20 protein-coding genes are annotated in these 20514 nt (G+C 68.7%); 13 read left to right on the top strand and 7 right to left on the bottom strand.

Translation table 11 applies throughout. The features are described 5' to 3' along the window. Positions 1-3: 3 nt before the first annotated feature. Positions 4-951, bottom strand: a complete 948-nt coding sequence (locus DIZ26_RS26335) for a DNA-3-methyladenine glycosylase family protein (RefSeq protein WP_112246217.1) — start codon at positions 949-951, stop codon at positions 4-6. Positions 952-996: 45 nt separating this feature from the next. Between DIZ26_RS26335 and DIZ26_RS26330 the strand changes: the two genes are divergently transcribed. Then, a complete protein-coding gene (locus DIZ26_RS26330) occupies positions 997-1473 on the top strand; it encodes a hypothetical protein (protein ID WP_232828610.1) in 477 nt (158 codons plus the stop codon). Here DIZ26_RS26330 and otsB read toward each other — a convergent pair. The 3 genes from otsB to DIZ26_RS26315 are packed head-to-tail and all read right to left on the bottom strand — an operon-like array spanning position 1439 to position 3160. Next, positions 1439-2272 (bottom strand): trehalose-phosphatase, encoded by an 834-nt coding sequence (gene otsB / locus DIZ26_RS26325; RefSeq protein WP_112246215.1) that lies wholly within the window; start codon positions 2270-2272, stop codon positions 1439-1441. The genes DIZ26_RS26330 and otsB overlap by 35 nt on opposite strands. Continuing rightward, positions 2269-2850 carry a LytR C-terminal domain-containing protein gene (locus tag DIZ26_RS26320; protein WP_112246213.1) on the bottom strand — a complete coding sequence of 194 codons (582 nt, stop codon included), beginning with the start codon at positions 2848-2850 and terminating at the stop codon, positions 2269-2271. The genes otsB and DIZ26_RS26320 overlap by 4 nt, the downstream gene beginning before the upstream one ends. 1 nt (position 2851) lies before the next feature. Next, positions 2852-3160, bottom strand: a complete 309-nt coding sequence (locus tag DIZ26_RS26315) for a DUF3263 domain-containing protein (RefSeq protein ID WP_112247103.1) — start codon at positions 3158-3160, stop codon at positions 2852-2854. A gap of 147 nt (positions 3161-3307) precedes the next feature. On the opposite strand from DIZ26_RS26315, the gene DIZ26_RS26310 reads away from it, so the two are divergent. The 11 genes from DIZ26_RS26310 (at position 3308) to DIZ26_RS26260 (ending at position 16625) form a co-directional block, all read left to right on the top strand. Continuing rightward, the gene (locus DIZ26_RS26310; RefSeq protein ID WP_232828609.1) at positions 3308-4744 is read left to right on the top strand and encodes an amidase; all 1437 of its coding nucleotides are present in this window, start codon (positions 3308-3310) and stop codon (positions 4742-4744) included. Further along, complete coding sequence (locus tag DIZ26_RS26305; RefSeq protein WP_112246209.1) at positions 4735-5733, top strand: Gfo/Idh/MocA family protein; 999 nt, start codon at positions 4735-4737, stop codon at positions 5731-5733. The genes DIZ26_RS26310 and DIZ26_RS26305 overlap by 10 nt, the downstream gene beginning before the upstream one ends. 6 nt (positions 5734-5739) lie before the next feature. Beyond that, positions 5740-7137 carry an alpha,alpha-trehalose-phosphate synthase (UDP-forming) gene (locus DIZ26_RS26300; protein WP_112246207.1) on the top strand — a complete coding sequence of 466 codons (1398 nt, stop codon included), beginning with the start codon at positions 5740-5742 and terminating at the stop codon, positions 7135-7137. Further along, complete coding sequence (locus DIZ26_RS26295; RefSeq protein ID WP_112246205.1) at positions 7124-8569, top strand: FGGY family carbohydrate kinase; 1446 nt, start codon at positions 7124-7126, stop codon at positions 8567-8569. Before DIZ26_RS26300 ends, DIZ26_RS26295 begins: the two co-directional genes overlap by 14 nt. Positions 8570-8660: 91 nt before the next feature. Then, a complete protein-coding gene (locus DIZ26_RS26290) occupies positions 8661-9452 on the top strand; it encodes a neocarzinostatin apoprotein domain-containing protein (protein WP_112246203.1) in 792 nt (263 codons plus the stop codon). Between the two features lie 116 nt (positions 9453-9568). After that, positions 9569-10828, top strand: coding sequence for a sensor histidine kinase (locus DIZ26_RS26285; RefSeq protein ID WP_112246201.1), 1260 nt, complete (start codon positions 9569-9571; stop codon positions 10826-10828). Next, positions 10749-11423, top strand: coding sequence for a response regulator transcription factor (locus DIZ26_RS26280; RefSeq protein WP_112246199.1), 675 nt, complete (start codon positions 10749-10751; stop codon positions 11421-11423). The genes DIZ26_RS26285 and DIZ26_RS26280 overlap by 80 nt, the downstream gene beginning before the upstream one ends. Positions 11424-11530: 107 nt before the next feature. After that, entirely contained in the window at positions 11531-13723 is a 2193-nt protein-coding gene (locus tag DIZ26_RS26275; RefSeq protein ID WP_112246197.1) for an MMPL family transporter, read from the top strand. Positions 13724-13994: 271 nt separating this feature from the next. Further along, entirely contained in the window at positions 13995-14414 is a 420-nt protein-coding gene (gene panD / locus DIZ26_RS26270; RefSeq protein ID WP_112246195.1) for an aspartate 1-decarboxylase, read from the top strand. A 33-nt stretch (positions 14415-14447) separates the two neighbouring features. Beyond that, positions 14448-15881, top strand: coding sequence for an aminopeptidase P family protein (locus tag DIZ26_RS26265; RefSeq protein ID WP_112246193.1), 1434 nt, complete (start codon positions 14448-14450; stop codon positions 15879-15881). A gap of 333 nt (positions 15882-16214) precedes the next feature. After that, entirely contained in the window at positions 16215-16625 is a 411-nt protein-coding gene (locus DIZ26_RS26260; RefSeq protein WP_112246191.1) for a VOC family protein, read from the top strand. Positions 16626-16784: 159 nt separating this feature from the next. Here the strand turns inward: DIZ26_RS26260 and DIZ26_RS26255 are convergent, their stop codons facing one another. After that, positions 16785-18740, bottom strand: coding sequence for a M13 family metallopeptidase (locus DIZ26_RS26255; protein ID WP_112246189.1), 1956 nt, complete (start codon positions 18738-18740; stop codon positions 16785-16787). 198 nt (positions 18741-18938) lie between these two features. On the opposite strand from DIZ26_RS26255, the gene DIZ26_RS26250 reads away from it, so the two are divergent. Continuing rightward, positions 18939-19148, top strand: a complete 210-nt coding sequence (locus tag DIZ26_RS26250; protein WP_112246187.1) for a hypothetical protein — start codon at positions 18939-18941, stop codon at positions 19146-19148. Positions 19149-19215: 67 nt separating this feature from the next. On the opposite strand, the gene DIZ26_RS26245 is transcribed toward DIZ26_RS26250, so the two are convergent. Both DIZ26_RS26245 and DIZ26_RS26240 read right to left on the bottom strand, forming a co-directional pair. Then, complete coding sequence (locus DIZ26_RS26245) at positions 19216-19509, bottom strand: HU family DNA-binding protein (RefSeq protein ID WP_112246185.1); 294 nt, start codon at positions 19507-19509, stop codon at positions 19216-19218. A 146-nt stretch (positions 19510-19655) separates the two neighbouring features. Then, the gene (locus DIZ26_RS26240; RefSeq protein WP_112246183.1) at positions 19656-20450 is read right to left on the bottom strand and encodes a phytanoyl-CoA dioxygenase family protein; all 795 of its coding nucleotides are present in this window, start codon (positions 20448-20450) and stop codon (positions 19656-19658) included. Between the last annotated feature and the right edge of the window lie 64 nt (positions 20451-20514).

Genomic DNA, 20514 nt, shown 5'->3' with positions numbered 1-20514 from the left:
CACTCAGCGCAGCCGGTGGGTCGCTCCGGGAGTGTGGGTGGGGAGGGATTTGCGGGGTCCGTACCGCGGGTGGCCGAGACCGGAGAGTTGGAGCAGCGCCTGGACGCGGTAGCGATGGCCGCGGTACGGCTCGATGAGTTCGGCGGTACCTTCGTCGTCGAGTTCCTCGCCGGTCAACGCGTACGAGACGTTGCGGGAGACGTGATAGTCGGCGAACGAAAACGCGTCCGCATCGCCATGCGCCCGCTGCCGTACTTCGGCTGCCGTCCACACCCCCACGCCCGGCAACGACCGTAGCCGCCGCTCGATCTCCGCGGAGTCGGTCAGCTCGAGCGTCCGCTCCAACGCCGCGGCCCGCGTCGCCGCCGTGATGACGACCCGTGACCGGCGGCCTTCGACGCCCGCCCGCAACCACTGCCAGGACGGAATCAGCCGCCATTGCTCCGGCGACGGCGGGACCATCATCCGGCGGCCGTCTGGCGATCCTGGCCCCGGCGCCGGTTCGCCGTACTCGCGCAACAGCATCCGCCAGCCGGCGAACGCTTCCTTCCCGGTCACCACCTGCTCGATCCCCGCGGCAGCCATCGCCTCGAACACGGCTCGCGTCCGCGGCACCCGGAAGTGCGAGAACCGCCTGGCCGCCTCTACCAGCGGCCTGTGGTGCGGCAGCGGCTCGAACCCTTCCCAGCTGTCCGCTTCCCCGAGCAACTCCGGTACGCCGTCCAGCGCCCAGCTCGCTCCCGGCCCCCACGCCTCGGCCTCGATCTCAGCCACCCCGGCGTACGGGGTCAAGCGCAGCAGCACCGGTCCGTCGGGTGTCCTGGTGGCTCGCCAAACAGAGCGTCCGTCGTACACGTAGGCAGGATCGCCAGGGCCCTTTCGCAGTCCCCCGATCACCATCTGGGGATCCACGGGCCGCCCGGGCCGCCAGCGTCGTACCACCGAACTCACGCCGTAAGTCTTACCTACCCCGCCGACAGAACCACATACTGAGTCATGGCGATGTCGGGGTGGCAGGCTGTGAAGCTGGTGGTGAACACGCTCAACCTCTCCACGCTCACCGGTGTCCTGGTCGCAGTGGCCGGGCGGGCGCGGATCAGCCGGGGGCCGCGGGGGTTGTTCTACGCGACGGGATACCGGCCGAAGTTCCCGGTCGCCGGCGCCTTCACGATCGGGAACCTGATCCTGACCAAGCACGACCGCGCGTACTTCGACGAGCAGCCGCGACTGGTCCGGCACGAGGAACGGCACTCCTGGCAGTACTTCTGCCTGATCGGCCTGCCGATGCTCCCGCTGTACGCCGTCGCGGCAGGCTGGTCCTTCCTCCGCACCGGCTGCCCGGCGTCCCGCAACGTCTTCGAGCGACTGGCCAATCTCGCCGACGGCAGTTACACCGAACACCCGGTGCAGCCCCTCGGCCGGACGCTGAGCCAGGCGTTCAGCGCGTTGCGATCGCGTCCGCGAGAGCAGTGAGCACGGTGACGACCCCAGCAGGGTCGTCCACGACGATGTCGGCCGACTCGATGAGCGCAGTAGCTCCAGAGGAGCGAGCGGCAACCAGTACGGCGTACAGGCCTTCGCTGCGCAGGCTGTCGATCGCCTTGAAGGCTGCCAGGTCGCCCAGGTCGTCCCCGGCGTACAGGATCGAGCGGGCGCCCGTGCTCTCGAGCAAACGACGCAGTGCAACGCCTTTGTCGATACCGGGTGGGCGCAACTCCAGGACGAGGTTGCCCGGCTCCAGGTGCAGGCCGACCGACTCGGCCAGCTCCGACAACGGCGTACGCAAAGCTTCCAGAGCACCCGCGGGATCAGGCAGCCTGCGAGTGTGGACAGCCAGCGAACTGTCCTTGTCCTCGACATAGGCGTCCGGCAGTCCTGCTTCTTGCAGCACGCCGGGTAGGCGCTCGCGTGCGACAGCGACACCCTCCGGCACCGGCTCGCTCGTGATGGCCCCGGTCGAAGCCTCCCAGCGCTCCAGCCCGTAATGACCCAGTACTACGAGTCCGCTGAGCCCTGCGTGTCCAGTGACGCCCGACAGCTCAGTGGCGACCAAGGCAGGCCGGCCGGTGACGATCGCGACCTGTCCGACCGTCCCCGCCAGGCGAGCCAGTGCGTCAAGTGCTCCATCGGCCGCGCGGGACATCGCCGGGTCCTCGACCAGAGGCGACAGAGTGCCGTCGAAGTCCGAGGCGATCACAGCGCCGCCAGGCTCCTTGACGATCGCCTCCCAGCCTTCCCGCCCGGCCGGTGTCGCCAGAACGGGTGTACTCATCCCGCGTAGTCCGTCGTCAGGATGACGGTCAGCCTGTCCTTCTTCATGTTGTCCAGCGCGTCCTTGGTCCGGCCCACGTGGATGTCCCTGGCGAGCTGGGTGGCCGCGGCTTCCATCCCGGCCGGGAAGTAGACGGTGCTGGTGACGATCTTGCCGTGCCAGTTGTCCCGGCCGGCCACGATCCAGCCGGCCTGCCGGGCCCGGATCGAGACGTCCTCGGCGAGACCCTTGCGCGGGGTGTTGTTGTAGACCTCGACCGCGGGCCGCTCGGTGACTGGAAGAGAGGCTTCAGTGGTCGGAACCGAGGTCGGAGCAGTAGTCGGCGCAGTAGGAGGTGCGGAGGTGGGCTCGGATGTCGGGGCCGAGGTGGGCGCGGTCGTCGGCTCGGAGCTCGGCGCCGGCTTGGTGACGGCCGAACTCGAGGGCTTGGGAGTCGAGGCCGCCGGGCCGGAGTCGGCCGCGGAACTGCTGCCCCTGGTCCCGAACAGCACCAGCAACCCACCGACGATGGCCACGACGGCGAGCACGGCGACGAGGGACGAGAGGACCTGGCCCTTGTCGTCCTTGCTGCGGGTCAACTCAGACCTCGATGCCCAGCCGACGGGCTGATCTGGCGCGCTGCCTGGCCGCGCGCAGACGACGCAGCCGCTTCACCAGCAGCGGGTCGTGCGCGAGGGCCTCGGGCCGGTCGATCAGCGCGTTCAGCACCTGGTAGTAGCGGGTGGCCGACATCTGGAACTGGTCGCGGATCGCCTGCTCCTTGGCACCGGCGTACTTCCACCAGTGCCGCTCGAAGCCGAGGATCGCTCCGTCGCGGTCCGACAACCCAGCGACGGCCGGCTGGGCTGCTTCGGCGGAGCCGGAGGAGCTGGCGTTGGCGCTGTCCATCTGCTGGTGTCTCCCGGTGCGGTCGGTGATGTCCGTCCGCGTTCCACTGTACGGGTGAACAACAGTCATGTCATTCACCCTGCGCCTGGTGGCGGCGACATGTCGGGCGGACGGTCAGGCGTGCCCAACTCTGGCAGGATCGTCGGTGTGAGCTCAACTCGACAGGGCCCCGGCGACGTGTCGCCCGGCCCGCGACCCGCCATCGCGACGGTCGAAGAGCTGCAGGCCCGGCTGTCCGAGGTGGACCAGCTGATCAACAGTGTCTGCACGCCCAACCCAGCCGCGCTGACCGAAGCCGCCCGCCTGGACACGGAGCGTGCGGACGGCCGGATCCGCGGCCCGCTGCACGGGATGCCCGTGCTGGTGAAGGACAACATCGACACGGCCGACCTGCCGACCACCGCCGGCTCGCTCGCGCTGGCCGACCAGCCCCCACCGCCGTACGACGCCCCGCTGGTACGCCGGTTGCGCGAAGCCGGCTGCATCGTGCTCGGCAAGACCAACCTGAGCGAGTGGGCCAACTTCCGCGGCTCGTCCTCGTCGTCCGGCTGGAGCGGGTACGGCGGTCTCACCCGCAACCCGTATGCCCTGAACCGGTCCCCGGGCGGCTCGTCGAGCGGCTCCGGTGCCGCGGTCGCCGCCGGCCTCGCGGAACTCGCCATCGGCACGGAGACGAACGGGTCGATCGTCTGCCCGGCCGCGCTGAACGGCATCGTCGGCCTGAAGCCCACCGTCGGCCTGATCCCGCAGCAGGGAATCATCCCGCTGTCGCACTCGCAGGACACCGCGGGCCCGATGACGAAGACGGTCCGCCAGGCGGCCGCGCTGCTGACCGTGATGACGGGCGGCGGAACGGACTACGAGGCGCACTGCCTCGACGACGACCTGACCGGCGTACGGATCGGCGTACCGCGCGGGCCGCTGTGGGGGTATTCGCTCGGGCTCGACCGCGTCACCGAGGAGGCCCTGGCGCTGTTGTCGCAGGCCGGCGCGACCGTCGTGGACGGCTTGTCGCTGCCGACGCCGGGGAGCGAGGAGGACCAGGTCGCGATCCTGTTCCACGAGATGAAGGTGGACCTCGCGGCGTACCTCGCGACCCGTCGACCCGGCGGCCCGCGCACGCTGGCCGACGTGATCGCCTTCAACAAGGAGCATGCGGACGAAGAGCTGCGGTACTTCGGGCAGGAGCTGTTCGAGCGGTCGGAGCAGACCGACGGACTGGACTCGCCGGTCTACGTGGCGGCCCGGTTGTCGGCGCTGCGGGCCGGCCGCGACGGGATCGACGGCCTGCTCCGCGACCACCAGCTCGACGCGTTCGTCACCCCGTCGTACTCACCGGCCTGGTCGATCGACCTGATCAACGGCGATCACGTCCTCGGCAGCTCGTCGACCCATGCCGCGCTGGCCGGCTATCCGCTCATCTCGGTGCCGTCCGGATTGGTCGAAGGACTGCCGGTCGGCATCACCTTCCACGGCACCGCCCGGAGTGACGCCACCCTCATTCGCTTGGCTCACGCGTTCGAAACCGCGAGAATCAAGGCACACGGCCCGTTCCCGACCCCGGAGTTCAGACAGTGGGTATAGATCGCGTCCGCTGGGGAATCGTTGCTACCGGCAATATCTCCACCTCGTTCACCAAGGACCTCGCGGTACTGGACGACGCCGTGGTGACCGCGATCGCGTCCCGTTCCCAGGACAGTGCCGAGCGGTTCGGTGCGCAGTTCGGGATCGAGCACCGGTTCGACGACTACCAGCGGCTGATCGATTCCGGCGTGGTCGACGTGCTCTACATCGGTACGACGCATCCGCAGCACTACTCGATCGCTCGGGCTGCCCTGCAGGCCGGGATCGCCGTGCTCTGCGAGAAGCCGGTCACGCTGACGGCCAGGCAGGCCCGCGATCTGATCGCAGTGGCGGTCGAGAACAACACCCTCTTCGCCGAGGCGATGTGGATGCGCACCAACCCCGTGGTCCAGGCGATGTTCGCGGATCTGGCCAAGGGCGTGATCGGCGAGCCGATGCAGGCTCTGGCCGACTTCGGGTTCCACCGGCAGCAGCTCGCGCCTCGGCTGCTCGACCGGGAGCAGGGCGGCGGCATCCTGATGGACGGCGGCATCTACCCGATGACGTTCGGCTACATGGCGCTCGGCCGCCCCGAGGAGGTCAAAGCCGTCGGATCTCTCAACTCCGACGGCGTGGACCTCAACGTGGCGATGGCGTGGAAGTACGCGTCCGGCGCCGTGGCCGCGCTCACCTGTGGGCTGCGCTCGCATCACCCGTTCACCGCATCGGTCAGTGGCCCGGAGGGCTCCCTGCTGTTGCCGGGCGCGTTCCACCACCCGGAGTACTACGTACGCCAGACCGCCTCCGGCGAGGAGCGCGTCGACGTAGGAGTGCATGGCCTTGGGTACCACTACGAAGCAGCCGAGGTGATGCGCTCGATGCGCGCCGGCCTGGTCGAGTGCCCCGCACTCCCGCACGCCGCCACGGTCGAGATCCTCGAGCTGCTCGACGAAACCCGTAGACAGATCGGGGTCAGCTACCCCGGCGACGACGAATACCTGGGTGGATAACAACTGATGCCGAGCGGACGCAGTTCCTTCGTGGTGGTGGCCAACCGGCTGCCGGTCGACCGGATCGAGATGCCCGACGGCACAACAGCTTGGCGCCGCAGCCCAGGTGGTCTGGTGACCGCGCTGGCACCGGTGATGCAGCGTCACCACGGCGCCTGGATCGGCTGGACCGGTGGCGCCGACGAGAAGGTGGATCCGTTCGACGAGGGCGGCATGCACCTGGTCCCGGTGACGCTGTCGGCCGAGGACATCCAGCTGTACTACGAAGGCTTCTCCAACGCGACGCTGTGGCCGCTGTACCACGACGTGATCGTGCCGCCGGAGTTCCACCGCGAGTGGTGGGAGTCGTACGTCGCGGTGAACCGCCGGTTCGCCGAGGCCGCCGCCGATGCGGCTGACGACAACGCGGTGGTCTGGGTGCACGACTACCAGCTGCAGCTGGTCCCGGCGATGCTGCGCCGCCTGCGTCCCGACGTACGGATCGGCTTCTTCCTGCACATCCCGTTCCCGCCCACCGAGCTGTTCGCGCAGATGCCGTGGCGGCGGCAGATCCTGGACGGGTTGATGGGCGCCGACCTGGTCGGCTTCCAGCGGCCCGGTGCCGCGTCGAACTTCGCCCGGCTGGCCCGTAACCGGATGGGCCTGCGGACCCGCGGCGACCGCATCCACCTGCCCGACGACCGGATCGTCCGGGCCAAGGCGTTCCCGATCTCGATCGACGTCGGCGAGCTCGAGCAGCTCGCCCGTCAGCCGGAGACCGAGGAGCGGGCCAAGGAGATGCGCAAGGAGGTCGGCAACCCCGCGCACATCCTGCTCGGCGTCGACCGCCTCGACTACACCAAGGGCATCCGGCAACGCCTGCGCGCTTTCGGTGAGCTTCTCGACGAGGGCCGCGTCTCGGTCGACGACGCCGTCTTCATCCAGGTGGCGACGCCGTCACGCGAGCGCGTCGAGCAGTACCGCGTACTGCGGGACGAGATCGAGCTCCTGGTCGGCCGGATCAACGGCGAGCACGGCCGCATCGGCACGCCGGCGATCAACTACCTGCACACGTCGTACTCGCGCACCGAGATGGCGGCCCTCTTCCGCGCCGCCGACGTCGCCGTGGTTACGCCGTTGCGCGACGGGATGAACCTGGTCGCCAAGGAGTACGTCGCCTGCCGGTACGACGACACGGGTGCGCTGGTGCTGAGCGAGTTCGCCGGTGCGGCCGACGAGTTCCGGCAGGCCTTCCTGGTGAACCCGCACGACATCAACGGCATGAAGGACACCATCGTCGACGCCATGAACACCGACGACCGGCAGCTGGGTCGCCGGATGAAGGCGATGCGCAAACACCTGGCCGCCCACGACGTGAACGTCTGGGCCGCCTCCTTCCTCAAGGCGCTGCATGCCGAAGACTGACGGGCGCGTACTCGCCCTGGATCTCGGGACGTCGTCGGCGCGCGCCTTGGTGCTCTCCCCCGACGCATCGCCGATTCCTGGCGCGCTGGCCCGGCACAAGATCGCCCCGGCGTACGGCGAACGCGGTGAGGCGACCCTCGATCTGCACGACTACATCGAAGGACTGCTGGGCTGCCTCGACGAGCTGCAGCAGAACGGGCATCTCACCGACATCGGCGACATCGTGATGTCCTCGCAGTGGCACTCGATCGTGGCGCTCGCCGGTACAGGTCAAGCGTTGACGCCCGTGATTCCCTGGGTGGACACGCGTTCCGTGCCGCCCACTGTCGACTCCTCCTTCGACGAGCACGCTTTCCACGCCCGCACCGGCGCCTGGTTGCACCGGCTGTACTGGACCCGCCGGATCCCCTGGCTGCGCTCGGTCGTCTCGGCTTCGTCGTACGCCGGCCTGCCGGATCTCGTCCTCGAGCGACTGACCTCCGAGCGCGTCACCTCGGTGTCGATCGCCTCCGGCACGGGAACGTTGAATCTCGCCAGTGGGACCTACGACCCCGAAGCCCTTGCTGTGGCAGGGGTTTCCGAGTCGCAGTTGCCCGCGATCGTGCCGACCGGCTGGACCGGAGTACTGTCCTCGGCCTTTGCGCTGCGCTGGCCGGAGCTCGCCGGCGTACCGATTCATCCGCCGACCGGCGACGGCGCTGCGTCGAACGTGGGCACCGGCGGGTACGACGAGACGACGGCCGCCGTGACGGTTGGTACGTCGGCTGCCGTGCGGGTTGTCCATCCGATCGAAGGCGCACCTGAGTTGCCGTGGGAGTTGTGGCGCTATCGCGTCGACGACAAGCGAGCGGTGACCGGAATGGCCTTCTCTGCCGCGGGAAACCTGCACGCCTGGCTCACCGCAGTACTGCAGCTCGACGCGGAGCATCGTGAGCCGACCGGGGTCGAGATCGGCTCGTCGCGTGTGATCGGCATTCCTTTCCAGGCTGGGACAAGGCCGCCGGAAACTGTGCCGGGCGGTTCCGGTGCGTACTTCGGGCTGTCGTTCGACGACACCGCTGCCGACCTCCTCGCCGCTTCGCTACAAGGTGCTTCGCTGGAGATCGACCGGGGCTTGCGGATGCTCGACTCCCTGTTCGGGCACGAGTTGCAGGTGGTCCTCGGCGGCGGCGGAATCGACGCGTCGGCTTGGTGGCGCAACTGCCTGACCGCGACCTTCGCCCGGCCGACCGAGGTCTGCGCCGAAGCCGAGGTAGGCGCCCGCGGCGCTGCTGCGGTAGCTCTCGGCCTCTCCCCTTCGCCCGGCGGTGAATCCCTGCAGCCCGTCCCCGCCGACGTCGCCCGCGTCGCGGTCCTACGCCCTCGCTACGAATCACTGAGAGCACTGGCAGCTCAGGCGTCGACCATCCTCACCACGGACACCCCGGCCTGATTCGTACAGCCTGCCCCTAGCGTCTCCACCCATAACGCGGGTAGGAAGGTCCCGAGGCCAGGGGGTCTCTGACAAACATGTGGGGGGACACATGAGAATTCTTGCTGCCGTCACGGCTGCGACCTTGCTGCTCGGAGTGATCGCGGCGCCGGCGAATGCGTCGACACCGTCCATTCGGGTGAGCCGGACGACCGGGCTCGAAGGTGGGGATCGGGTCTGGCTGACCGCTCGCGGCTTCGCAGCCGGTTCCGAGGTCCGCGTCGTCCAGTGCAACTACTTCGCCGATACTCCGGAGAACGACTGCACCAACAATCTGGTGGTGACCGCCGGCGCGACCGGCCGGATCTCCACGCCCGTCACTCTGCTCGACCCGGTCTTCCTGAGCCACGAGGCCGGCGACCCGACCCCGGTCTACTGCCGGGCCGACATCTGCCACCTGTTCGCGGTAGGCAACGACGCGAGCGGCAACCGGTTGATCCTCGACTCCGGCGTACTGACCTTCAAAGGCTCGCCCGCGACCATCACCGCGACGCCGTCCACAGACCTGCGTGCCAGTCAATGGGTCAGGGTCCGTGGCACCGCCCACGGCGCCGAAGGCCGGCGGGTGCGGATCGTCGAGCAGAGCTGCTTCCAGATCGTCCAGGCCAGCGGCTGCTACGGCGCGGGAACTCCGGTCACTACTCAGGTGCACAGTGACGGCACGTACTCCGCCTGGTACCGCGCCAAGCGCTTCCTGGCCGACGGCACCGACTGTGCCGATCCCGGCATCCTCGGGAGCTGCGTCCTGTCCGTCAGCGTGCTGACGTCGGCGGGAGAGGTCGACAACAGCTTCGGCTACGCACCGATCGGCGACATGAAGGCCTACCTCTCATTCCTCAGCTGAGCCAGTACGCCGTACCGCAGGCCCTTCCCGCGGTACGGCGTACCGCGGTTGCGGTAGTTGCTGTTTACAACCGGTAGACGACGTGCCGCACCCGGAGTACGCCGTACGGTGGTGCGATGGCGATGCTGGTCTCTCCGCGGCGGCCCGGGTGGCTGGTCAACCACCCGGGGGCGAACGACGCGGTCCTGATCGGGGCGCTGATGGCTGCCGTTGTCGCCAAGCCGGGCGGGAACCCGGACGGCGCGATCGGGCTGAGCCCGCTGGTCGTGGTGCTCGCTGTGATCGCCTGCTCTGCCCTGGCGCTGCGCCGGCAGCAACCCCTGCTCGCTCTCGGCATCACCACGGGCGCCTACTGCCTCTACGTACTGCTCCTGGCGACGAAGAGCCCGATCGGTCTCCCGATGGCGATCGCGATCTACACGGTCGTGCTGACCTTCGACCGCGGCCGGCGGATCCTGCCGATCTGCCTGGTGACGGTCGCCGGGGTCGCCTGTACGACGATCGCCACCCACTTCGCCGTCTGGGAGAACCTCCCGGTCCTGGCGATCATCGGACTGTCGGTGGCGATCGGTGAGGCGATGCGCAACCGGCGCGCCTACCTGGCCGAGATCCAGGAGCGGATCCGCCGGGTCGAGCAGTCCCGCGAGGAAGAGGCCGAGCGGCGGGTGATGGAGGAGCGGATCCGGATCGCGCACGAGCTGCACGACGTGATCGCGCACCACATCGCCTTGATGAACGTCCAGGCGGGCGTGGCGGCGCACATGCTGCGCGAACAGCCCGAGGAGTCCGAGCGCGCACTCGCCCTGGTCCGCGAAGGCGGTCGCACAGTGCTGCAGGAGCTGACTGTCCTGCTCGGCGTGCTGCGCAAGACCGGCGACAGCAGTACGCCGACAGCACCGTCGCCGTCGCTCGACCAGGTGGGCTCGTTGATCGAGTCGTTCGCCGCGGCCGGTTTGCAGGTCGAGTGGCAACCGGCCGAGCAGCCTTCGGCGGAGTTGCCCGAGCTGGTCGGCCTCACGGCGTACAGGGTCGTGCAGGAGTCGCTGACCAACGTCGTCAAACACACGACTGACGCGCGCGTGACAGTGCGGATCAACCAGAGCCGCGCCGTACTGGATGTCGAGGTCACGAACACACCGGGTTCACCTGGTCCGGCCAGTTCCGGCGGTAGCGGACACGGCTTGATCGGCATGCGGGAGCGGGTGGCTACTGTCGGCGGCACGGTCACCGCCGGACCGACACCTGAAGGCGGGTTCCGCGTCCATGCGGTCCTGCCGCTGCTGGAAGGAGTTGTCGATGACGATCCGGGTGCTGCTGGCGGACGACCAGACCTTGATCCGCAGGGGGTTCCGGGTTCTCGTCGACTCGGCGGCTGACCTCGAGGTGGTCGGCGAGGCAGCGAACGGGCGGGAGGCCGTCGAGCTGGCGCGCAGCTGCCGGGCGGACGTGATCCTGATGGACATCCGGATGCCGGAGCTCGACGGGCTGGCCGCGACCCGCGAGATCATGGCCGACGACGGACTGGCCGGTGTCCGGGTGCTGATCCTGACCACGTTCGAGGTCGACGAGTACGTGTTCGAGGCCTTGCGGGCCGGCGCGAGCGGCTTCCTCGGCAAGAGCGTCGAGCCGGCCGAGCTGATCGACGCGATCCGGACCGTGGCGAGTGGCGACGCGCTGCTGTCGCCGAAGGCGGTGAAGGGGCTGATCGACCGGTTCCTGGCGCAGCCCGAGCTGGATCAGGCTGCTGCACCCGCGGTACTCGCCGCCCTGACCGAGCGCGAGCGTGAGGTGGTCGGGCTGGTCGCGACCGGCCTGTCCAACGACGAGATCGCCGAGCGGCTCGTGGTCGCGCCGATGACGGCCAAGACGCACGTCAACCGGGCGATGATGAAGCTCGGCGCCCGCGATCGCGCCCAGCTGGTCGTGATCGCGTACCAGAGCGGGCTGGTCCGGGTCGGCGGCTCTTCGTAGCGGGTTCGCATACCGCGGTTGTCGTGGGCATACCGCGGTTGCAGTAGAGCGAAGAGCCGACTGGTGGCAGACGCGGGTTACCAGGGCCCACGGCAACGATCGTCGGTATGGCTACCATCCTGTACCGGCTCGGCCGGTTCGCCTTCCGGCGCCGCAGACTCGTCATCATGTTCTGGCTGGCTCTGCTGGCCATCGCCGGGGTCGGCGCGGCCACCCTGTCCGGCCCGACCGCCACCGGATTCTCCATCCCCGGGACCGAATCGCAGCGGGCCGTCGATCTGCTGCAGGAGCGGTTCCCACAGGTGTCGGCCGACGGGGCCACCGCCCGGGTCGTCCTACAGGCGCCGACCGGGCACAAGCTCAGCGACCCGGCCACCAAGTCCGTCGTCGAGCAGGTCGTGGGCAAGCTGGCGACCGGTCCGCAGGTGCAACAGGTGGCGGACCCGTTCAAGGCCGGCACGATCGCCCCGGATGGCCGGACCGGCTTCGCCGAGGTCACCTACAAGGTGCCCGCCGACGCGCTGACCGAGCAGGACAGATCCGCCGTCGAGACCGCGACCGAGCCGGCCCGGGCCGCCGGGCTCAGCGTCGAGTACGGCGGGGATGCGATGCAGGCGCAGGAGCAGCAGAACCTGACCGAGGTGATCGGTCTCGGCGTCGCGGCGGTGGTCCTGATGATCACCTTCGGCTCGCTCGTCGCCGCCGGACTTCCGTTGCTGGCGGCAATCATCGGTGTCGGCATCGGTGCCGCCGGGATCACCACCGCGAGCGGCTTCGTCGACATCGGTTCGGGGACGCCGATCCTGGCGTTCATGATCGGCCTCGCGGTCAGCATCGACTACGCCTTGTTCATCATGTCCCGGTACCGGCACGAGATCGCCATCGGCAAGGAGCCCGAGGAAGCGGTCGGGCACGCAGCCGGTACGGCGGGTTCCGCGGTGGTCTTCGCCGGTCTGACGGTCGTGATCGCGTTGGCCGGCCTGTCGGTCGTCGGGATCCCGTTCCTGACCCAGATGGGGCTGGCAGCAGCATTCACCGTCGTCGTAGCCGTAGCCATTGCTGTGACCCTGCTCCCCGCGCTACTGGGCGTCGCCGGGCACCGGGTGCTCGGCGGCAAGATCCCGTTCCTGAAGACCCCCGACCCCGAGGCAGCCGACAAACCGACCGTCGGCCGGCGATGGGCCGGCTTCGTCACGCGCCGCCCGGTCGCCGTCCTGCTGATCGCGGTGCTGGGACTCGGCGGCATCGCAGTACCGGCTCTCGACCTGCAGCTCGGGTTGCCCGACGACAGCTCGGCGGCACCTTCGTCGACCCAGCGCAAGGCGTACGACACGCTGTCCGAGGGATTCGGTCCTGGCTTCAACGGACCCTTGATGGTGGTCGTCGACGGCGCCGACGCCGCGGACCCGAAGGGAGCCGCAGCCCGGATCGAGAACACGATCAAGGGACTCCCCGACGTCACCGCGGTCACTCCGGCAACGTTCAACCAGGCCGGCGACACGGCGATCCTGCGGGTCATCCCGGCCAGCGGACCGAGTACGGCGCAGACGAAGGATCTCGTCAAGGCGATCCGCGACGTACCGTCCATCGGTGGCACGCAGGTCTCGGTCACCGGCGCGACCGCGTTCAACATCGACATCTCCGCCAAGCTCGGGTCGGCGCTGATCCCCTATCTGGCCTTGGTGATCGGGCTCGCGTTCCTGCTGCTGATGGTGGTCTTCCGATCCGTGCTGGTGCCACTGAAGGCGACCCTCGGCTTCCTGCTCACGGTGGCCTCCACCTTCGGTGCGCTGGTCGCGGTCTTCCAGTGGGGATGGCTCGCCGGCCTGTTCGGTATCACCGGCCAGACCGGACCGGTGATCAGCATGCTGCCGGTGTTCCTGGTCGGCGTCGTCTTCGGACTCGCGATGGACTACCAGGTCTTCCTGGTCACCAGGATGCGTGAGCAACACGTCCACGGCGCCGGCCCGGTCCGCGCCGTCGTCGAAGGCTTCAGCCACGGTTCCCGGGTCGTCACGGCCGCCGCGATCATCATGATCGCCGTCTTCTCCGGCTTCATCCTCTCCAGCGAAACCCTGGTCCGCGAGATCGGCTTCGGCTTGGCCTTCGCCGTCTTCGTCGACGCCTTCGTCGTCCGGATGACCATCGTCCCAGCGGTGATGGCCCTTCTCGGCAAGTCCGCCTGGTGGCTCCCCCGCTGGCTCGACCGCCTCCTGCCGAACGTCGACATCGAAGGCGACTCCCTGCGCCCCCGCCCGGCCCCTACCGGCCCGCGCATCCCCGAGCTGGCCGGCCGCTGACCGACCGCTCCACTTCCTTTCCTTCCCCCGGGAGGGAAAGGAAGGTGACCACCACCTCCCCTCCGCCCTGCCGCCTTCCTTCCCCGGGAGGGAAGGAAGGTGACCGCCACCTCGCCTCCGCCCTACCGCCTTCCTTCCCCGGGAGGGAAGGAAGGTGACCGCCACCTCCCCTCCGCCCTACCGCTTTCCTTCCCTTGCTTTCTTTTCTCCTGTGACTGGAAGGTGACGGCTGCCACTGACAGGGGTGGGGGTGGGCTGGATGATGAGCGCCATGTTGCGCGAGATGATGAAGTCCAAGGTGCACCGGGCGACCGTCACCCAGGCGGACCTGGACTATGTCGGGTCCTGCACGCTGGACGCGACGCTGATGGAGGCGGCGAACCTGCTGCCCGGCGAGAAGGTCGACATCGTCGACATCACCAACGGCAACCGGCTGTCGACGTACCTGATCGAAGGTCCCCGCGACTCCGGCATCGTCGGCATCAACGGCGCCGCCGCGCACCTGATCCACCCCGGCGACCTGGTCATCCTGATCGCGTACGGGATGTTCGACACCGCCGAGGCGAAGCTCTTCGAACCGAGCGTAGTCTTCGTGGACGAGCGCAATGCGATCACCCGCATCGGCTCGGACCCCGCCGAAGCCCTGCCCGACACCGGCACGCTCCGCGGCGATCAACTGCACACGCGCTGACGATCAGGCGCAGACGACGAGGACAGGTCGACGATGACGGAAAGCACGGAGAACGCTCCGAAGACGGCGACGCACGACAACGAGCCGCAGGAAAAACTGCGCCAGTTCATGAACTCCGGCTGGGGCGACATCGAGCGCGCCGACGTCGCGCTCAGTGAGGTCGGCCCGTGGGCCTCGAAGCGCCGGGACGCGCTCTCGCGGGCCTTCCCCGGTGAGCGGCTGGTGATCCCGGCCGGCACCTACAAGGTGCGCTCCAACGACACGGACTACGTGTTCCGCCCGCACACCGACTACGTCTGGCTGGTCGGCGACCAGACCTCCGACGCGGTCCTCGTGCTCGAGCCGAACGGCACCAACGGCCACGACTCGGTGCTGTACTTCCGGCCCCGCGCGGACCGCGCCGAGGGCGAGGAGTTCTGGCGCGACCGGATGTACGGCGAGTTGTGGGCCGGCCGCCGTCCGTCGCTGACCGAGACCGCCCGGGAGTTCGGGATCGAGACCCGGCACGTCGACCAGCTGGCCGGCGCGCTGAAGAGCGATGTACCGACCCGGGTCCGCCGTGGCGAGGAACACTCGATCGGCTCGCTGCTCAGCGGGCTCGGCCTCGACGCCGAGCGCGACGCCGAACTCGCGTTCACCTTGTCCGAGCTGCGGCTGGTCAAGGACGCGTTCGAGCTCGAGCAGCTCCGCGACGCCTGCGCGATCACGCACCGCGGCTTCTCCGACGTACTGAGCGAGATGGACCAGGTCCGCAAGTACGGCGAGCGCTGGATCGAGGGCACCTTCTGGCGGCGTGCTCGCGCGGAAGGCAACGACGTCGGGTACACCTCGATCGCCGCCGCCGGCCCGCACGCGACCACGCTGCACTGGATCGAGAACGACGGCCCGGTGAACAACGGCACCCTGATGCTGCTCGACATGGGCGTGGAGAACCGCAACCTGTACACCGCGGACATCACCCGCACCCTCCCGGTCAGCGGCGAGTTCACCCCGCGTCAGCGTGACCTCTACCAACTGGTCCTCGACGCCCAGAACGCCGGCATCGCCGCCCTGCGCCCCGGCGTACCGTTCCGCTCCGGCCACAACGCGGCCATCGAAGTACTGGTCCGTGGGCTCGAGCAGATGGAACTGCTCCCGGTCTCCGCCGACGAGGCGCTCGACCCGAGCAGCGGCATCTACCAGCGCTACACCCTGCACGGCGTCAGCCACATGCTCGGCCTCGACGTCCACGACTGCGCCGCCGCCCGCAACGAGAAGTACAACAAGGGCAACGTCGAAGCCGGCTACGTCCTCACCGTCGAGCCGGGCCTCTACTTCCAGGCCGAGGACCTCACCGTCCCCGAAGACCTCCGCGGCATCGGCATCCGCATCGAGGACGACATCCTCATCACCGCCGAAGGCACCGAAAACCTCTCCGGCGCCATGCCCCGAGACGTAGAAGCCCTCCAAACTTGGATGGCCTCCTAACTCGCCGAGTACTGCGGGAGGCAGCCCACGCGACCTCCCGCAGTCCGCTCGTCCGTCGCTCCCTACTCCGGCCGCTCCCACCCACCCCACCCCACCTCACCCCGCCGCTCCTCCGCCGCGGCTCGCGCCCAGGTGCGGGCTGTTGCCTACCGAGTGCGCTGCACCTTCAGGCCCCGCCGGAGGCATGTCGAGATCGGCCGATCTGTTCCGACGTGACTGCTGAGGCTGTTCGCTGGAAACAATCAATCGGTATCTGCAAATTTGTTTCCACTTCCAGCAGCGAGACGGGCATCCGCCTGACTTGTCCCACCGTTCGCGACAGATTGGCTTGTGATGACAGACAACCCGACGCCCGAGGTCCGCCCTGGCGCCTTCCTGCTGGAGCTCGTGCTCGTGCCGGTCAGTGACCTCGACCGGTCGAAGGCGTTCTACACCGAGAAGCTCGGCTTCAAGGTCGATGTCGACGTGAGCCCGGCTGACGGAGTCCGCATCGTTCAGCTCACGCCGCCGGGCTCGTACTGCTCGATCACGTTGAGCACCGGGCTGCCGCAGATGGACATGCCGGTGGGGTCCTTGCGCGGATTGCACCTCGTGGTCGCCGACATCGAGGCCGCTCGCCAGGAACTGGTCGATCGTGGCGTCGATGTCGCGCCGGTGGAGGACGCGGGCGGCGTCTTCTACGCGTGGTTCGCCGACCCGGACGGCAACACGTGGACCCTCCAACACATGCCTTGGCGCAAGTAGTCGCGTAGGACAACGCGTCCGGCAGGAGCGCGACCCGCAGCCGGGCGCCGCGACGGGGAGCGGCGGGCTTGGGGTGGGTGGGAGCGGCCGGAGCAGGGTGCGCCGAAGGAGCGTACTGCGGGAGGCCCGCGTGGGCAGATCTCCCGCAGTACAAGGGGTTTACCAGATGCGGACGCGGTCTTCTTCGTCCAGCCACATCTTGTCGGACGGGGCTACCTCGAAGGCGGTGTGGAATTCGTCGAGGTTGCGGACGACCGCGTTGCAGCGGAACTCCGGCGGGGAGTGCGGGTCGAGGGCGAGGCGGCGGATGACTTCGGCCTCGCGGGTCTTGGTGGACCAGGCGGCGGCCCAGGCGAGGAAGAAGCGGCGTTCGCCGGGGATGCCGTCGACGACCGGCGCCGGGGCGTCACCGAGCGAGATCCGGTACGCCGTGTAGGCGATCGACAAGCCGCCGAGATCACCGATGTTCTCGCCCAGCGTGAGCGCGCCGTTCACCTTGTGACCAGGGGCCTCCGTCGGCTCCAGCGCGTTGTACTGCTCGGTGAGTTTGCCGGCCCGCTGCTCGAAGGCGGCCCGGTCGTCGTCGGTCCACCAGTCGTTCAGATTGCCCTCGCCGTCGTACTTCGAGCCCTGGTCGTCGAACCCGTGACCGATCTCGTGCCCGATCACCGCGCCGATCGCGCCGTAGTTGACCGCGTCGTCGGCGTCGAGGTGGAAGAACGGCGGTTGCAGGATGCCGGCCGGGAAGACGATCTCGTTCATCCGCGGGTTGTAGTACGCGTTCACGGTCTGCGGCGTCATCTGCCACTCGGTCCGGTCGACCGGCTTGCCGAGCTTGGCCAGGTCGCGCTCGGTCTCGACGGCCGTGGAGCGGCGGAGGTTGCCGACCAGGTCGTCGACCCGGATCTCGAGGGCGCTGTAGTCCTTCCACTTGTCCGGGTAGCCGATCTTCGGCGTGAACCGGCCGAGCTTGTCGAGCGCCCGCTGCCGCGTCTCCGGGCTCATCCACTCCACCGCGTTGATCCGCTGCCGATACGCCTCGACCAGGTTCGCGACCAGTTCGACCATGCGGGCCTTGGCGACCGGCGGGAAGTGCTCCGCGACGTACAGCTGGCCGAGCGCTTCACCGAGCGCGGACTCGACGACGCCGAGGCCCCGCTTCCAGCGCGCACGCAGCTCCGGTGCGCCCGTCAGAACCCTGCCGTAGAAGGCGAAGTTCTCGTCGACGAAGGCCTTGCTCAGCAGCGGGGCGGCGCTGTGCACGATCCGCCAGCTGAGCCAGACCTTCCAGTCCTCGAGGTCGAGCTCCTGCAGCGCGGAAGCCGCCGCGGTCAGGTACGAAGGCTCACGCACGATGAGCGAAGCGAACGCGCTCTCCGGTACGCCGGCGCCCGCCAGCCAGACCGACCAGTCGAATCCCGGAGTCAGCTCGTCCAGGCCGGCCCGGTCGAGCTTGTTGTAGGTGAGGGTGACATCGCGGTCCTTCACCCGGTCCCAATGCGCAGCGGCGAGCCGCGTCTCCAGCGCCATGATCCGCTCGGCGGCGCCGGCGGGATCGGGCAGGCCGGCCAGTTCGAGCATCCGGGTCACATGCGCGACGTACGCCGTACGTTCGTCCGCGAATTTGTCATCGCGGTAGTACGACTCGTCGGGCAGGCTCAGGCCGCCCTGCATGACATGGACGATGTACTCGTCGGACTTCTTGGCGTCCGCGTCGACGCCGTAGTAGAAGAGCCCGGGGACGCCCTGGAGTTCGAGCTTGCCGAGCGCCTCGAGGAAACCGTTCAGATCCTTGGCGGAGGCGACCACGTCGAGCTGATCGGCGATCGGAGTCGCGCCGAGGCTCTCGATCCGCTCCTCGTCCATGAACGACTGGTAGAGGTCACCGATCTTGCGCGCCTCGCTGCCCTCGGGATGACCGGCCTTCGCGGCCTTCTCCACGATCGCCCGGACGTCCAGTTCGGCGGTGTCCCAGAGCGCGTGGAAAGCACCGTAGATCGCCTTGTCCGCAGGGATCTCGGTCCGGTCCAGCCACGGTCCGTTCGTATGCCGGTACAGATCGTCCTGCGGCCGGACGGTCGTGGACAGGTCGTTGAACTCGACCCCAGCAGTCATCGGTGCTCCCGTTTCGTTCGATCGTTCGACACACCCCACTGCCAGACAGTACCCGGCGCGAGGAGCCACCCGGAGTCCGGAATCCGCTACGGCTGAACCGTTCGCCTCGCGCGGACGCTGGCCTAGATTGAAGGGAGCCGCTCCGTCGGCCGACTCAGCGCGTCCAGGCGGCTCCGGCACAGACCAGGAGGTCCCGCCATGCCGTACTACGGAGCGCTCAAAGCCGGCCGCGCACTCATGGCGCTACTCGGACTCTCGGTCCTGCTGCTCGGCAGCCTCACCGCCTCGGCCGTCCCGGCGGCGCCGCTCCCAGCAGGCCCAGCGATGACCGTCTCGGGTCACCACGACCACATGGACTGCGACCCGATCAGGTTCGGCACCACGTCAGCCTCGCTTCCGAGCCCCTGACGGCCGAAGCGCTGCGTCAGTCGACGGTCCGGAGATTGCTGCGAGCGGCTGCTCGAGGCGGCTCGCGTCAGTTGACGGTGCGGAGGTTGCCGCGGGCTGCTGCCTTGAGACGGCTTCCGCAGGAGAGGCGGACCGAGTAGGCGGCCGGGATGGACAGCGGTTCGCCGGTCTGCGGGTTGCGGCCGGTGCGCGGCGCGCGCAGTACCCGCTCGATGCTCAGCAGACCGGTCAGCGAGACCTTGTCGCCCTTCTGCACGGCCTCGGTGACGACGTCGCCGAGCGCGTCGAGGACCTTCTCGGCCTGGTTCCGCGGGATGCCCGCCTTCGATGCCACACCGGCGACCAACTCGTTGCGATTCACGGTTCTCCTCAGACTCGGATCCCCGGTGCGGCTGCCCATCCGCCGTCCGGCCGATCGCGAAAACCTTAACCGAAATGAATGTCGTTAGCGAGAGGAGTCCGGATTCCGGTCGAAATCTCCCGCCGGTCCGCGGCAGCCCGACCCGGTCAGAGGTTGTCCCGGTCGTGCCAGTCCGACTGCCAGCGCTCGTCCACGGGAGCATCAGCTCGCTGGTAGCGGATGTCGGTCGACAGTCTCGTCGTCTCGGACACGTTGTCGAGGGCCGCATGGATCGTGTGCGCCGTGTGGATCACGACGTCGCCCGCCTCGTAGTCGGCGACCAGCCACCGCGCGTCGTACTCCTCCGCCAGCCCCGGCAGATCGGCCGTGATCGACGCGGCCGGCCGCTTCAGCCGCCCCTCAGCCTCCTCACGCAGTACCCGATGGTGACTGCCTTCGAGGTAGGTGAGCCCGCCGAGTGTCACCGGGCAATCGCCGAGCGGGATCCACGCGGACAGCACCTGGTCGGTCCCTTCGCGCAGATAGACCAGGTCGTAGTGCGCCTGCGTCGCCGTTCCGATCCCGTTCTCGCCCGGCCGCGTCCGGCGGATGATCTTCCGCTTGTGCAAGAACGTCTCGCCACCGAGGAACCACTCGAACCACCCCCGCAACGCCGGTTGCGAACAGAAGGCGGCGTACTCCGCCCCCGGCACGACCTCCCCGAACAGCACCCGCCGGAAGCCGGCCAGATCGTCGCCCACAGGTTCGACCTTCGAGAAGTAGTACCGCCGAAACGTCAGCACCTCCGCCACCGGCAGCAACCCGCGCAGATACAAATACCCATCCCTGGCCAGCCGCGCCCGCAACGCCTCCCGGTCCCGCACCTCTCGCTCCGGTACTGCGACCAACCGGCCGAAACGCTGAGCAGATTCATCCAGGCGATACCCGTTGGAAGTCGGCATACCCCGATCTCACCAGGTCCAAGTCCCCACCGTGAATGGACTCCAGCAGCGACTTCTTGGACTC

This window comes from Kribbella monticola, assembly GCF_003261635.1.
Taxonomy (GTDB): Bacteria; Actinomycetota; Actinomycetes; order Propionibacteriales; family Kribbellaceae; genus Kribbella; species Kribbella monticola.
This window is presented reverse-complemented; position numbering and strand designations above follow the sequence as displayed.

Coding starts and splice junctions, on each gene's coding strand:
- DIZ26_RS26260 (WP_112246191.1), top strand. CDS start 16,215: ATGACAGACAACCCGACGCCCGAGGTCCGCCCTGGCGCCTTCCTGCTG.
- panD (WP_112246195.1), top strand. CDS start 13,995: ATGTTGCGCGAGATGATGAAGTCCAAGGTGCACCGGGCGACCGTCACC.
- DIZ26_RS26255 (WP_112246189.1), bottom strand. CDS start 18,740: ATGACTGCTGGGGTCGAGTTCAACGACCTGTCCACGACCGTCCGGCCG.
- otsB (WP_112246215.1), bottom strand. CDS start 2,272: ATGAGTACACCCGTTCTGGCGACACCGGCCGGGCGGGAAGGCTGGGAG.
- DIZ26_RS26250 (WP_112246187.1), top strand. CDS start 18,939: ATGCCGTACTACGGAGCGCTCAAAGCCGGCCGCGCACTCATGGCGCTA.
- DIZ26_RS26240 (WP_112246183.1), bottom strand. CDS start 20,450: ATGCCGACTTCCAACGGGTATCGCCTGGATGAATCTGCTCAGCGTTTC.
- DIZ26_RS26330 (WP_232828610.1), top strand. CDS start 997: ATGGCGATGTCGGGGTGGCAGGCTGTGAAGCTGGTGGTGAACACGCTC.
- DIZ26_RS26295 (WP_112246205.1), top strand. CDS start 7,124: ATGCCGAAGACTGACGGGCGCGTACTCGCCCTGGATCTCGGGACGTCG.
- DIZ26_RS26275 (WP_112246197.1), top strand. CDS start 11,531: ATGGCTACCATCCTGTACCGGCTCGGCCGGTTCGCCTTCCGGCGCCGC.
- DIZ26_RS26280 (WP_112246199.1), top strand. CDS start 10,749: ATGACGATCCGGGTGCTGCTGGCGGACGACCAGACCTTGATCCGCAGG.
- DIZ26_RS26300 (WP_112246207.1), top strand. CDS start 5,740: ATGCCGAGCGGACGCAGTTCCTTCGTGGTGGTGGCCAACCGGCTGCCG.
- DIZ26_RS26315 (WP_112247103.1), bottom strand. CDS start 3,160: ATGGACAGCGCCAACGCCAGCTCCTCCGGCTCCGCCGAAGCAGCCCAG.
- DIZ26_RS26265 (WP_112246193.1), top strand. CDS start 14,448: ATGACGGAAAGCACGGAGAACGCTCCGAAGACGGCGACGCACGACAAC.
- DIZ26_RS26285 (WP_112246201.1), top strand. CDS start 9,569: ATGGCGATGCTGGTCTCTCCGCGGCGGCCCGGGTGGCTGGTCAACCAC.
- DIZ26_RS26290 (WP_112246203.1), top strand. CDS start 8,661: ATGAGAATTCTTGCTGCCGTCACGGCTGCGACCTTGCTGCTCGGAGTG.